This is a genomic window from Acrocarpospora sp. B8E8 (genome assembly GCF_039871605.1).
GTDB classification, from domain to species: Bacteria; Actinomycetota; Actinomycetes; order Streptosporangiales; family Streptosporangiaceae; genus Acrocarpospora; species Acrocarpospora macrocephala.
Genome location: NZ_JBDPLV010000037.1, coordinates 93,984 through 107,768, shown reverse-complemented (window position 1 = coordinate 107,768; position 13,785 = coordinate 93,984). Strand labels below are relative to the sequence as shown.

At 68.8% G+C, this 13,785-nt stretch carries 7 protein-coding genes; 2 read left to right on the top strand and 5 right to left on the bottom strand.

Annotated elements, in window-relative coordinates:
• Both ABGB08_RS31185 and ABGB08_RS31180 read right to left on the bottom strand, forming a co-directional pair.
• Positions 1-241: hydantoinase B/oxoprolinase family protein (locus tag ABGB08_RS31185; protein ID WP_347597290.1), on the bottom strand; the 241-nt coding region annotated here is incomplete at its 3' end.
• Positions 242-252: 11 nt separating this feature from the next.
• Positions 253-2,292 carry a hydantoinase/oxoprolinase family protein gene (locus ABGB08_RS31180; RefSeq protein WP_347597288.1) on the bottom strand — a complete coding sequence of 680 codons (2,040 nt, stop codon included), beginning with the start codon at positions 2,290-2,292 and terminating at the stop codon, positions 253-255.
• A 233-nt stretch (positions 2,293-2,525) separates the two neighbouring features.
• Here ABGB08_RS31180 and ABGB08_RS31175 point away from each other — a divergent pair, with 233 nt between their 5' ends.
• Both ABGB08_RS31175 and ABGB08_RS31170 read left to right on the top strand, forming a co-directional pair.
• Complete coding sequence (locus tag ABGB08_RS31175) at positions 2,526-4,820, top strand: ATP-binding protein (RefSeq protein ID WP_347597285.1); 2,295 nt, start codon at positions 2,526-2,528, stop codon at positions 4,818-4,820.
• A 137-nt stretch (positions 4,821-4,957) separates the two neighbouring features.
• On the top strand, positions 4,958-5,827 hold the full coding sequence (locus ABGB08_RS31170; protein ID WP_347597282.1) for a GAF domain-containing protein: 870 nt from the start codon (positions 4,958-4,960) through the stop codon (positions 5,825-5,827).
• 12 nt (positions 5,828-5,839) lie between these two features.
• Here ABGB08_RS31170 and ABGB08_RS31165 read toward each other — a convergent pair whose 3' ends face one another.
• The 3 genes from ABGB08_RS31165 to ABGB08_RS31155 form a co-directional block, all read right to left on the bottom strand.
• Positions 5,840-6,373, bottom strand: a complete 534-nt coding sequence (locus tag ABGB08_RS31165; RefSeq protein WP_347597279.1) for a hypothetical protein — start codon at positions 6,371-6,373, stop codon at positions 5,840-5,842.
• Positions 6,374-6,512: 139 nt separating this feature from the next.
• Positions 6,513-12,191, bottom strand: coding sequence for a ThuA domain-containing protein (locus ABGB08_RS31160; protein WP_347597276.1), 5,679 nt, complete (start codon positions 12,189-12,191; stop codon positions 6,513-6,515).
• Positions 12,192-12,413: 222 nt separating this feature from the next.
• Positions 12,414-13,673 carry an ROK family transcriptional regulator gene (locus tag ABGB08_RS31155; protein ID WP_347597273.1) on the bottom strand — a complete coding sequence of 420 codons (1,260 nt, stop codon included), beginning with the start codon at positions 13,671-13,673 and terminating at the stop codon, positions 12,414-12,416.
• Positions 13,674-13,785: the final 112 nt, after the last annotated feature.

Below are 13,785 nucleotides of genomic sequence, written 5' to 3'. Positions count from 1 at the left end.
CGACCAGGTTGCGCACGGCCACGCTGCCCGACCCGATGTGGAACTGCACATAGTCCGAGTAGGCGTAGATGCGTCCCTCGGGATCGAACAGCGCGGTGTTGAAGTCACCGGCCTCGGTGATGACGGGCGATCCGGAGGACCGGATCATCGCGATGCCCATCTCCTCGACAATCGAGTCGAGGCGCATCCTGATCACCTCGAGCGTGACGGGATCGAAGCCGTCGCGCACCGGTGAGCTCACAGCGATCTCCTTCACCTGTGGTTGAAGCGGATGAGGAAGTGCCCGCCGTCGGTGACCTCGACCGTCGCGTCCGGCGGCACGTAGACGGTGGTGTCCGGCTCCTCGATCAGGCACGGGCCCTCGGCCTTGCCGAGCGCGCCGAACCCCCGGTGCACCTCGACGCGGCGGCGGTGCCCGGACAGCGGCTCGATGGCCTCCCGCTCGGTGGCGGTGTGGCGCTCCTGGCCGAAGGTCTCGGTCACGCTCTGGATCTCGGTGCGGCCGACCGCCCGGACCCGCGAGTTGACCAGCAGCACCTCGGCCTCGGTCCACGCGGTGCCGGTGCCGAACTCAGCCTCGTAGTCCGCCACGAACCGGCGCCGCAGCCTCTCCTTGTCGCCCTCCCGGAACGGCTCCTCGGGCAGGCGCGTGGTCACCTCGAAGATCTGGCCGACGAACTTCATGTCGGCCTCGCGGTAGAGCACGCGGCGGTCCGCAGGGACGCCCGCGGTGTCGAACCAGTCCCGCGCCCGCTGTTCCAGGGCGGCGAACTCCTTCTCCAGCGTCTCGGCCGGCAGGTTCATCGTCCACGGGCTGGTCTGGACCGCGGAGAAGACCGAGTCGGCGTGCATGAGCCCGTACGCCGAGAACACGGCGGCGTTGCGCGGGATGACCACCTCGCCCACTCCCGTCTCGGCGGCGATCGCGGCGGCGAACAGTCCGCAGGCGCCGCCGAAGCCGACCAGGGTGAACTCGCGGGGATCGTGCCCGCGGTTGACGGTGATCTTGCGCAGCGCGTTGGCCATCTGCGAGGTCGCCAGCCGGTACATGCCGTGCGCGGCGGCGTCCTCGGACAACCCGAGCGGGTCGGCCAGGTGCCGCCGAATCGCGGCACGCGCCTTGTCCACCGACAGCGGGACCGTTCCACCGAGGTAGTAGCCGGGGTTGATCAGCCCCATGACCAGCACGGCATCGGTCACCGCCGGACGTTCACCGCCCTTGCCGTAGCAGGCGGGGCCGGGCACGGAACCGGCGCTGTGCGGGCCGACGCGCAGAATCCCGCGGCCGTCGATCCAGCCCAGGCTGCCGCCCCCGGCGCCGATGGTCTCGATGTCCACCGCGGTGAGGCTGGTGGGCAGCCCGCCGATCTCGGCCCGCGGCAGCACCCGGAACTCGTCGTCGATGATCGCGGCGGCGTCCAGGCTGGTCCCGCCCATGTCGGCGGTGAGCACCCGGCGCCGGCCCAGCCGCATGCCGAGCAGGCGCGCGCCGGTGACCCCGCCGACCGGGCCCGAGTTGAACATCGAGATCGGCGCCCGCGCGGTCTCCTGGACCGAGAGGAACCCGCCGTGCACCTGCATGATCTGCACCGTGCGGTGGAGCCCCTTCGCGGCCAGTGCGTCGGCGAGCTGCCGGAAGTGGGCCGCGACGATCGGCTTGACCGCCGCGTCCAGCGCCGTCGTCACCATACGCTCGTACTCCCGATACACCGGCGTCAGCGCGCTGGACAGCGAGTAGGGCACGTCCGGATGGTGCTCGCGCAGATGATCGGCGATCGCCCGCTCGTGCGCGTCGTTGCGGAACGACCACAGCAGGCACACCGCGATCGACTCGGCCCCGGCCGACAATGCCTGCTCAACGCTCCCGCGCACAGCGTCGCGGGACAGCGGCACCAGCACGGTCCCGTGCGCGTCGACGCGTTCGGGCACCTCGACGATCAGACGCCGGTCCACGATGTCCGGCGGCGGCGCCAGCTTGTGCGAGTCGCGCTCATCGGTACGCGCGGAGCGGGCGATCCTCAACGTGTCCCGAAATCCCTGCGTGGTCAGCAGCCCCACCCGGGCGTACTTCTGCTCGTCCACCGCGTTGGTGACGATGGTGTTGCCGAGCACGAACCGGTCGATCGCCGGATAGAACTCCGCCTCGCTCAGCCCGACCTGCTCGCGCAGGATGCTCAACGCGGCGAGGATCCCGGTCGTCACATCCGGCGTCGAGAACGCCTTGCCGTGTACGGCGAGGCCGTCCGCGATGGCGACGGCGTCGGTGAACGTGCCCCCGACGTCGATACCCACATGCAAAACGATGACGGTCAGCCTCCCTTGGCCGCATCGGCTCCGGTACGGCGCTCGGCCAGGAGCAGCTCGAAGGAATGCCACCAAACTCCACCAAACAGTTTACAATAACCCTAAATAGGTTTGATTTACCATAAATCAACATCAATTTGGATAAACCGGGAAGAACTATGTGTCTAGGTTGAGTAGAGATAAGCGGTGAGGGAGAACGCACGGGAAGGACGAGATGGTCAATGGTGGCCGGCGGAGCTGACGTCGCCGCTCTCATCGCCGCTCGCGAGCGCTTCCTGGCCGGCGAGCCCGTCGAGAGTGGCATTCGCGAACGCGTGCTGACGTCATGGCAGCGGTGCCTGCGCATGGGCATCACGCCCGACCACGTGTCCATCGTGTTCCACCCGGACATCGACATGGACAGCAGATTCGTCCATGCCGCCGTACCTGTGCTCGATCAGGTGGAATCCCAGCTCTCCGGAATCAAGGTGGCCGTGGCTCTCACCGACGAGCGGGCCAGGATCCTGCGGCGCCAGGGCGGGGAACCGGCACTCCGCAGCTGGCTGGACCGGCTGGCGTTCCAGCCCGGCCTCGGGTTCGCCGAGGAGGCCGGCGGCACCAACGCTCTCGGCACCGCACTGGCCGAGCGACGTCCGGCGCTCATCCGCGGCTGGGAACACTTCGCCGACTCGCTGCACACGCTCGCAGGCGCGGCCGCTCCCATCCGCGACCCGATCAGTGGCCGCATCCACGGCGTCCTCGATCTGACCTGCCCGGACCGGTGCGCCGATCCGGCGATGCTCGCCCTGGTCACGACCGCGGCCAGAAGCATCGAACAACGCTTGCTTGAGCAGTACTCCGAACGGGAACAGGCGTCGCTCCTGGCCTTCCTCGACGCCAAGCGCCGGGCCCGAGGGCCGGTGGTCACGCTGGTGGACACCGTTTGGCCGGACGACGCTTCCACCGTGTCCGCGTACGACCGGCTTCGCATCCTGGAGAAGGCCGCGGAACTGATCTCGGCCGAGCAGGTGGGCGTCGTGATGGTGCCGCTGTCGCAGAGCCGTACCGCCATGCTGCTCAGCCGCCCGGACGGGAATCCGGACGGGACGCACCACACCACAGTGGAGGCCATCGTGGACCGCAGCGCATCCCGGCACGTGACATCGGTCTCGCGGCCCGGTCCCAGAGCCGAATCCGCCGAGCCCGCGGCCACCGTGACCGACGGGTGGCTGCTCGCCGTAAGCGAGCCGAGTATCGGCCGGCTCGCCCTGCAGGCACGCGAACGACTCAGCCTGCTGTGCGACGCGGGCTCCCAGATAGGCACCACTCTTGACGTGACCCAGACCGCGAAGGAACTGGCCGAGGTCGCCGTCCCGCGGTTCGCGGACTACGTCGGCGTCGATCTGTCCGACCGCGTGCTGCGCGGAGAGGAGCCCGCCACCATCTACGCGGGGATGCGCCGGGTCGCTTTGAAGGGCATCACGGAAGGATCCTGTCTGTATCCGGCCGGGTCGTTCATCCACCCGCTCCCGTACACGCCACAGGCCCGCAGCGTAGCCGCCGAGCAGCCGATACTCGAACCGGTGTTGCCCACCAACCTCGGCTGGATGGCACAGGATCCCGAACGCTGCCGGAGAATCTGCGAGCACGGCATCCGCTCCCTGGTCGCGGTGCCGATGCGGGCCCGCGGCAGCACTCTCGGGATCGTGAGCTTCTATCGCGCCGCAGTCAGGGACGTGTTCGAGGAAGACGACCTTTCCCTGGCCGAGGAACTGGTCAACCGGGCGGCGGTGTGCGTCGACAACGCCCGCCGCTACACCCACGAGCGCGCGATATCCGCGGAGCTGGAGCGCGCCACCACGTCGCTGCGGCAGTCACTCGATCGTCAGCGGCGCTTCACCACCGACGCCTCCCACGAACTGCGCACTCCCCTGGCCGGGCTGCGCGCCCAATTGGAGGAAGCCGAGCTCCACCCCGGCGAAACCGACCTGGCCGACCTGCTCCGGCACGCGCTGAGCGATGTGGACCGGCTGCAGGCCATCATCACCGACCTCCTCCTGCTGGCCCGGGTCGGAGCCGCCCCGCCCACCGCCCTGGAGCACATCGACCTGGTCGGACTCGCCGAATCCGAAACCTCGCGCCGGATCGGCGACCCCCACCCGACGCGACTCGATCTCACCCCCGGCGTGCTGACCAACGCCGTCCCCACCCAGATCTACCGGGTGCTGAGCAACCTGCTGGACAACGCGCAACGGCACGCCGCCCACGGCGTCGTGGTAGGGGTGCACCGCACCGGTGACATGGCCGAACTCAGCGTCACCGACGACGGTCCGGGAGTTCCGCCAGCGGAGCGCGAGCACATCTTCCAGCCCTTCACCCGGCTGGACACCGCTCGCAGCCGCGACTGCGGCGGCACCGGGCTCGGCCTGGCCATCGCCCGCGACATCGCCCACGCCCACCACGGCACCCTGCACGTCGAGGACGCGCCTCCCAACGGAGCGCGCTTCATCCTTCGTCTCCCACTCGCCGACCCATGAAGCGGCCGGCCCGCCGTTCAGGCGGAAAATCGGTCGTTCTTTGCCCGATATTGAGAACAATGATGCCGTTTGTCCATATTATGGGCAGACACGCCTAGTGGGAGGGAGCCGTGGGAGCGAGCCGTATGGCAGGTGTCTTGGACGCGAGACGGCAGCCCACCGACAAGATCATTGAGCGGTTCCTGGACGGAAAGCTCGCGGGGGGCGAAGTGCGCGTTCCGATCTTGAATTCGTGGCGGCGGTGCCAGGCGGCGGGACTCACTCCCGAGACCGCCCGCCCACGCCTGTTCCACGACCTGGATTTCGACTGCGAGCTCGTGCGCGCGGCCCGGCCCGTGTTCGAGCGGCTGCGGACCGCGGTCGCGGGCACCCCGGCGGGCATGTTCCTGGGCGATGCGATGGGCGTGATGTTCCTGCGGAACGTGGGTGAACCAGCCCATGGCAGGCTGCTGGACGCGGTCGGCGCCGCGCCCGGCTTCAGCTACGCCGAGCCCGACATCGGCACCACCGCCTTCGGCACGGCGCTGGTGGAACGGCGGACCTGCCGGGTCTCGGGCAACGAGCACTTCGCGGCGGACCTGCACGGGCTCACCGCTGTGGCCACACCGATCCGGAATCCGCTCAGCGGGCGCGTGGCCGGCGTCGTCAGCGTCACCTGCCCGAACGACCGGGCGAGCGAGGAGATGACAGCCCTGGCCCAGCGGTCGGCCGCCGGCGTCGAGCAACGGCTGCTCGAACTGACCAGCGAACGCGAGCGTGCCCTGATGGAGGAGTTCCTCCGGGCGAAGAGTTTCGGAGCCGGAACCGCCGTAGCGCGTTCCGCGCCCCGGGACCTGTCCCGCCGCGATCGGCTCGCCCTGGAGGACGCCGCCGTACGGCTGGTCGCGCAGGGCCAGGGAGCGGTGGTGGAGGTCACCCTCTCCGATGGCCGCACCGCCACGCTCCTGGCCCAGCCGATGAGCGATTCCACCGGCATCGCGGTAGAAGTCTGGTTCACCGGCGGCTAGCGGGTAGACATCTCAGCGCCGGATGTCCGCCCGCCGGCGACGGGCGAGGCCGATCCAGACCGCGAGGGCGAGCGCCGCCGCGAGGACGATGACGCCGATCTTGAGCGGCAGGTCCTGGTCGGATGCGGGTGCCGCCGCCGCGTCCCGTTCGGGGGCGGTCGCCGCCACTGGCACGGCGGCGATGTCCTGTGCCGTCACTTTCGTCGTCTTGCGCGCCTTGGCGGGCTTGGTCGTGGTCACGGTCACCTCCCACTCACCGCTCGGCAGCGGCTGGGCGGAGTGGTAGAGGTTCTGGCCCTCGGGTGACGACCGGAGCGGGACCGGCCCGAAGGAACGGCCGTCGGCGGCGGTCGCGACCAGCGTCGCCTCGACGATCTCCGTGACCGGGTTGCCGCCCTCCTTCCAGGTGACCAGCACGTTGACGTTGTGGCCGCCGTCCCCGACCACCTCCAGCTTGATCGATCTGTCCTGGGCGGAGGCCGCCGGTGCGCAGAGCATCAGCCCGAGCCCGGCCAGCACGACGGTCACGGCATATCTCAGTCTCACGATTCGTGATTCCCTTCAGGCGCGGTCGATGGCCGCCATATCCAAGGTGCGGAAACCCCGCCCAAGGTGCCCGCGTGGGGCACCCTGGGCGCGGGCTCGTCGGGGTGCCGGGAAGGACCCGGCACCCCTAGCAGCCCGATCAGTTAACGGGCGTGCCACCGTTCGCCACGATCAAGGCGTTGGCGTCACGCAGGAACGTGGCCTTCACCTCGGCGTTCGAGACGATCTTGGGATCGTTGACGGCTTCGATGAACCGCTCGAGCTTCTTGACGATCTTCTTCTTGTCCCTTTCCCTTTCCTTGTCCTCGGACACCATGACCTTGGAGATCTTGTCCTGGAGCTTCGCGGCGCCGGTGGCGGAGAGCTTGCCGGCGGCCTTGAAGCGCTCGATCAGGGCGGAGATGTCGTCGGTCGAGGTGACGGTGGAGAACGTGACCGTCTGCTCCACCTTGGTCCCGGACTGGGTTTCGACGGTGACGGTGAGCGTGTGCGCGCCCAGGGCCAGCTGGTACAGCGGCTGGACCGAGCCGGACGTGAACGGCTGGCCGTCCAGGGTGCCGGTGACCGTCTTGATGTTGGCGCCGGCGACTTCCCAGGCGATGGTGAGGTCCTGGCTGTCGCCGTACTCCGTGCCGTCCGCGACACCGGAGATCAGGATGGTCGGCGCGGCCTCTGGCTCGATCTTGATGGTCGCGGCCTTGGTGTCCTCGACGTTGCCGGCCTTGTCGGTCGCGCGGTAGCGCAGCTCGTGGTCGCCGACACCGGTGACGTTGACCGCCGCAGTGTAAGGCGTCCAGTCGCCGCTGTCGAGGGCGTACTCGATCTTCTCCACGCCGGACGTGGCGTCCGTCGCGGCGAGGGTCACCGGGACGGTGCCCTGACCCACCGGGAGGAAGTCCGCGGTGGTGGCGGGCGCCGTCGCGTCGACCTTCAGCGCGAGCGCCTTGGCCGCCTCGACGTTGCCCGCCTTGTCGACCGAACGGTAGTTCAGCGTGTGCGGGCCGTCGCCGGTGATGACGACCGGCTCCAGGTACGTGGTCCAGGCGCCGCCGTCGAGCTGGAACTCGGTGCGGTCGACCCCGCTGCCCTGCGCCTCGTCGGCGCCGGCCAGCGTGACCAGGACCAGGCTGGTGAACCATCCGCTCGCCGGCTGGGCCGGGTCAGGGGTGGCCGTCGTCACCGGAGCGGTCGTGTCCGGCTCTCCCTGGGTGAGGCGGAAGTAGTCGAACTTGACCGTCTTGGACGCCGTCTGGCTGGTGCCAATGGTGTAGACACCGACCTTGCCGTTGCCGACCGCGGTGTTGGCGACCGCGTCGGCGAAGACCGTCCACGTGGTGCCGTCGGAGGAGTACGACCCGCGGAAGCTGGTGCCCTCCTTCTTCAGCCGGAGGTACCACACGCCCTGGGTGAGCGCGCCGATCTGCGGCTGCGGGTTGAGCACGGTGCCGGCGACCTCGCTGCGGAACTCGATGCGCCGTGACACCGCGGAACCCGCGGCGTTGTCGGTGACGTAGTCGAGCTTCACGTAGTTGTCGTCGTCGGTGTAGACGAGCAGACCGCCCTGCTGGTACTGCTCGTTGAGCGCCGACCCATCGACCTTCGTCTCCAGCGTCCAGTCGCCGCTCGGCGGCGTCTGCAGGATGAAGTTCTTCGGAGCGGAGTTGCCGGTCCCGTAGATGTCACCCGTCGTGGTGTCGATCTCCAGGTTGCCGCCGGTCACCCGGGCGGTCGCGGCGTCGCCACGCACGATCGCGTCCCAGCGGCAGACGTCGAGGGCCGTGCCGTTGAACTCGTCGCTCGGCGCCGGCTTGGTGGCCGTGTTGTCGGGCGAGATGTGGAACCAGTCGAACGCGGCGTCGACGATCGTGCGGTTGCCGGTGCTCGCGAACGAGATGAGGCCGATGCGCGGGTTGGTGATCCCGGCCAGCGCCTTGGTCTCCGGCATCGCCGTGAAGGTGGTGCCGTCGGCCGAGTAGTGAGCGGTGAGGTTGGAACCGTCGCTCATGAACCGGACGTAGTAGGTGTCGGGGAAGGTGTCACCGAGGTTGCCGGTGTTGCTCGCCGTCACCTCGTTCGGCGTGCCGTTCTCTTCCCGGATGAACTGGAAGATGCGGGCGGCGTGGTTGGGAGTGGCACTCCGACCCTGGAGCACCATCTTGGCGTAGTTGTTGTCGTCGCCGTACACGACCAGACCAGCCTGCTGGTACTGGGTGTTGGCGACCATCGTCACCTTGGCGGTGGCAGTCCAGGCGCCCTGCGGCAGCGGCTGCAGGACGATGTTGGACACGTTGCCGGCACCACTGCCGTAGATCTCCGTCGCCGAGGTCGGCAGCACGAGCTTGCCGTCCGCGACCTTGAGGTTCTGGTCCTCACGGACGACCGACCAGCGGTTCCGGTCGAGCTCTGTTCCCAGGAAGTCGTCGGAACGTCCCGAGAAGCAGTTCGCGGTCGGCGGGTCCACCTTCACGTTGACGTACGCGGAGTTGGAAGCGCCCTTGGCGTCGGTCACGGTCACCGAAGCGGTGTAGGTGCCCGGCGCGGTGTAGGTGTAGCTCGCGTTGGCCGTGGTCGGCTGCGGCGAACCGTTCACCCCGAAGTTCCACTTGTAGGTGAGCGGGGTGTTGTTGTCGGGGTCGCTCGCGGTCGAGGTGAAGTCGACCTTCAGCGGGGCGACACCCGCGACCGCGCTGGCCGCGACGGTCACCGTCGGACGCTGGTTGTCGGTGACACCCTGCCCGATGAAGTCGACCCAGTTGACGTTGAGCAGGTAGTCGCCGTTGGCGGCGCTCGCCGGCTTGCGCACGATGAAGAACACCGGGCCGGTCGTCGCCGGGACGCTGGTCAAGTCGACCGTGACGTCCTTGTACGTCTGCCAGCCGCCGGTCGGCGTGATGTCGACCGAGCCCACCAGCGTGCCGGTGTTGGCGTTGCCCGTCTTGATCTGCACGGTACCGCCGGGCCCGGCCGAGGAGACCCGGAACCGGACCTGCGAGATACCGCTCAGGTTGATCGGCGTGTAACCCCAGTAGTCACCGTCGGTGGTGAAGGCGATGCTCTGGTTGCCGCCCTGCGGGTCGGTGGCGGCCTCGGTCGCGACGCCGGCGGCGTCGGTGCCCGTGCCGTCGGCGACCCGGCCGGTCGACGAGAAGTGCTCGGCCTGCTTGCGCTTGGTCTGGAGGATGGCCTCCGCCCGGCCGGTCAGCGACTGCGCGCCACCCTGGCCGCCCTTGTCGGCGTAGGTCGCCTCAAGGATGTAGAACAGGTTGTCGTCGATGCCGTGACCGCTGTCGGACAGCGTCTGGATCGTGCCCTCACACCCCTGGTGCTGGTCCAGCGGGTGGCCGTGGCTGTCGTGACCCAGGTAGGCCTGGATCTGGACATCCTCACAGTCGATCGCGCCGTCCTCGGCGTCGGTGACGGTGATCTTGTACTTCACCTGGTCGCCGAACTCGAAGAACCCGCCGTTCGGGGGCAGTTCGATGCTCACCGTCGGACGGGTGTTGCCGACCGTGATCGGCACGTTCGCCGTGCCGTGCAGGCCGCCCGGGTTGGTGACGGTCAGGACCGCGCTGTACTGCCCGGCCTGGGTGTAGGTGTGCGAGGGGTTGGCCTCGGTCGAGTCGGTGGTGCCATTCCCGTCGAAGTCCCACGCGTAGGTGAGCTGCCCCCCGTCGGGGTCACTCGAGCCCTGGCTGGAGAACTGCACGGTCAGCGGCGCCGGGCCGTCGGTCTTGTCCGCCGAGGCGCGGGCCACCGGCGGGCGGGTGCCCTTGGTGTACTCGATGCGGTAGATGCCGGAGTCGGCGTTGTCGCCGCCGAAGCCGGAGCCCCACTCGATCAGGTACAGCGCGCCGTCGGGACCGAACTTGATGTCCATGGGGCGCTTGAAGCTCATGGACCGCAGGATCTGGTTGATCTTGATCTGGCTGGTGCCGGCCTCGTTGAGCTGGAACGAGAACATCTTGTTCGTGTTCCACTCACCGAAGACGGCCTTGCCGTCCCAGTAGGCCGGCCACTTGACCGGCGAGTTGAGCTCGGGGTCGAAGCGGTAGACCGGGCCGCCCATCGGCGCGCCGCCGTTGAGCTCGGGGAAGTTGTTCTGGTCGACGCTGCCGGTGTACCAGATCGACGCCGCCTTCATGGGCGGCGGGTTGGTCAGACCGGTGTTGTTCGGCGAGTTGTTGACCGGCGCGGCGCAATTGAACGCCGAGCCCGACGCACGGGTCTGGAAGTCGAAGTCGATGTACGGCGTGTTGTTCCCCACGCAGTACGGCCAGCCGTAGTTGCCCGGCTGGCTGACCAGGTTCCACTCCACCGTGCCCCGGGGACCGCGGGTGGCGCTCGCGGAACCGGCGTCGGGACCGTAGTCGGCCACCATCACGTGACCGGTCTTCGGGTCCAGGCCCATGCGGAAGGGGTTGCGGAAGCCCATCGCGTAGATCTCGGGCTTGGTCTTGTCGGTGCCCGGCGCGAACAGGTTGCCCGCGGGGACGGTGTAGGTGCCGTCGTCCTGCGGGGTGATCCGCAGCAGCTTGCCGCTCAGCTCGTTGGTGTTGCCCGCGGTACGCTGCGCGTCCCACGCGGACCGGCCCGACTGCTCGTCGATCGGCGTGTAGCCGTCCGAGGCGAACGGGTTGGTGTTGTCACCGGTGGCCAGCCACAGGTCGCCCGTCTTGGGGTCCATGAGCATGCCGCCGCCGTGGTGGCAGCACTCGGCCCGCTGGACCGGCACGTTCAGGACGACCTTCTCGCTGGAGAAGTCCAGCGTGTCGCCGTTGACCGTGAACCGGCTGAGCCGGTCGACGTTGGCGTTGTTCGGCGAGTAGAAGAGGTACAGCCAGTTGTTGGTGTCGAAGTCCGGGTCCAGCGCCAAGCCGAGCAGACCGCTCTCGTTGGCGGTGAACACGTTCAGGTGACCGGCGGTGACGGTGGCGCCGGTGGTCTTGATGATCTTGACGTCACCGAGGCGGTCGATGTAGAAGACCCGGCCGTCCTTGGCGATGTCGGTCATCATCGGGTTCGACGTGTTGTCGTCGAGGGTGACCTTCTCGAAGCTGCCGCTCTGCGAGGCCGAGCAGTCGGCCTTCTCGACGCCGGCGGCGGTCTTGATGCCGCCGAGCAGCATGGTCAGGAAGTTTGGCTCGACGAAGCTCTCCTTGGTGTGGCCGAGGCCGGTGTACCAGGAGCGGCCGCCGTCGAAGTCCTGGCACCACATTGTCGGGTGATCGATGCCCATGGTGGCGCCGGTGTAGGACTTGTCGTCCATCGAGGCCAGCACGTGCACGGTGGCGCGCGGGTTGGCCTGGTAGTCGTACCACTCGTCGGTGCGCACCCACGAGGTCGGCAGGTGGGCCGTCGAGGGGTGCGCCGGGTCCTCGACCCGGACCGTGGCCTGCTGGATCGCCGGGTGCGACTTGAAGTACGCGCCGACGAGCTGGCCGTACCACGCCCAGTTGTAGCCGCTGTCGGAGGCGGCGTGGACGCCGGCGTAGCCGCCGCCGTTCTGGATGTAGCGCTCGAAGGCGGCCTTCTGCTCCGGCGTGCTCACCGGGTCACCGGTGGTCGACATGAAGATGACAGCCTGGTACTGCGCCAGGTTGGCGTCGGTGAACGCGGCGCTGTCCTCGGTCGCGTCGACCGCGAAGTTGTTCTCCGTGCCCAGCTTCTGGACGGCTGCTACACCGTCCGGAATCGAGTCGTGCCGGAAGCCGGTGGTCTTGGAGAAGACCAGCACTTTGAAGGCGGGCTCCGCGGCGGCGGCGTTCGCCGGCGACGTCAGGAGCGAGAGGACGGGCATGAGGGGCAGGACGAGGGCCATGGCCACCATCGCTGCCGTCCGACGTAAGGTTCGATTTTCGTTGACTGGCAGGACCCTGATGAGCCTGGCCCACGTTCGAGAACGTGGTGACATGGGGAATCCCTTTCCTGACTGGGGATACGTCAGGCAAGGCGCGCGCCGCCGCGCTTGTTGCCACTTGTTACTTTGTGTTGTGGTTACTGCGGTGGCTGGAGGGTGCCGTCTCCAGGCTCTGGGGGGCTGTCAGTAGGCTGCCAGCCGGGGTATTGGATCCATGATCGTCGTCGGGTGGTCGATGAGCCGGTTGATCACCATGCTCGCGGCGCCCCGGGAGGCGGCGCCGAAGCCGAAATTGGAAGCCGTGAACCGGCATTGGGCGGCGGGGCCCGCCACCACCAGCCGTTCCAGCTCCGCCTGGGCGTGCGGCAGCAGCCATTCGGCCAGCGTGGCGAAGTAGCCGCCGACAACGATCACCCGCGGGTTGAAGAGGTTGGCCACGATCGAGCCGCCGAGCCCGAGCCATCGTCCAACCTCCGCGACCGCCTCCAGCATGCGGCGGTCACCCGCGGCCAACCCTCTGGCGATCTCCGTCGCCCGCTCCTCCGGATCGGTGACCGGCTGGTACGGCCGCTCGGGCATGGCCATCCGCACCAGCGCCGCCAGCCCCACCTTGGTCTCCCAGCAGCCGTGCCGCCCGCAGCCGCAGCGGGCGCCGCCCGGGTCGACCGGCAGGTGCCCGACCTCGCCGGAGAACCCGTCCGCGCCGCGGAGCAGCTTGCCGTCGATGATGATGCCGCCGCCCACGCCGACCTCGCCTGTCAGGTAGACGAGATGGGGTGTGCCGGCGGCGACACCCGAGGTGTGCTCGGCCAGCGCCGCGAGGTTGGCGTCGTTGTCGACCATCACCGGAACGCTCAGGCCGAGCGCGGTGGACAGCCGAGCCGCAAGCGGCAGGTCGTGCCAGTCCAGGTTCGGGGCGAACGTCACCACGCCGCGCGCCACGTCGACCAGGCCCGGGACCGCCACCCCGAGGCCGGCCGGGACGGCCCCGGCCCGCTTCATCGCCTCGACGGCCTCCCGGGCGACCCGGCTGAGCCGGCGCAGCGAACGATCCGGGCCGCTGGCCATCGTGTCGAAGCCGACCCGGCGCTCCACCAGGACCCGGCCGCTGAGGTCGGAGCCGTGAACCGAGATGTAGTCCACGTTGATCTCCAGACCCAGCGCGCCGACGTGCGCCCCGTGCAGCGCCACGGACCGCCGGGGGCGGCCGATGGCGCCGACGTGCTCGATGCCGGTCTCCCGTACCAGCCGCCGCTCGAGAAGCTCGGCCACCAGGTTGGAGACCGTGGCCCGGTGCAGGCCGGTCGCCTCCGCGATGTCGGCCCGGGACTTGGACACGTGGTCGCGCAGGTGGCGCAGGACCAAGGAGAGGTTCGTCTGGCGCAACATGGGCGAACTGGTCGGCGCGGCGGCTTCGGCCGCGCGGGTGACGTGGTGCTCCACGCGGTCACCGCCTTTCGTTTGTCTCGGCGATCAATTAATGAGGTTTGTAACACGCGTGTGTCCGGTTTGCACCACCGGGACAGGTAACGAGTTGACATCTTCAAGTATGTGC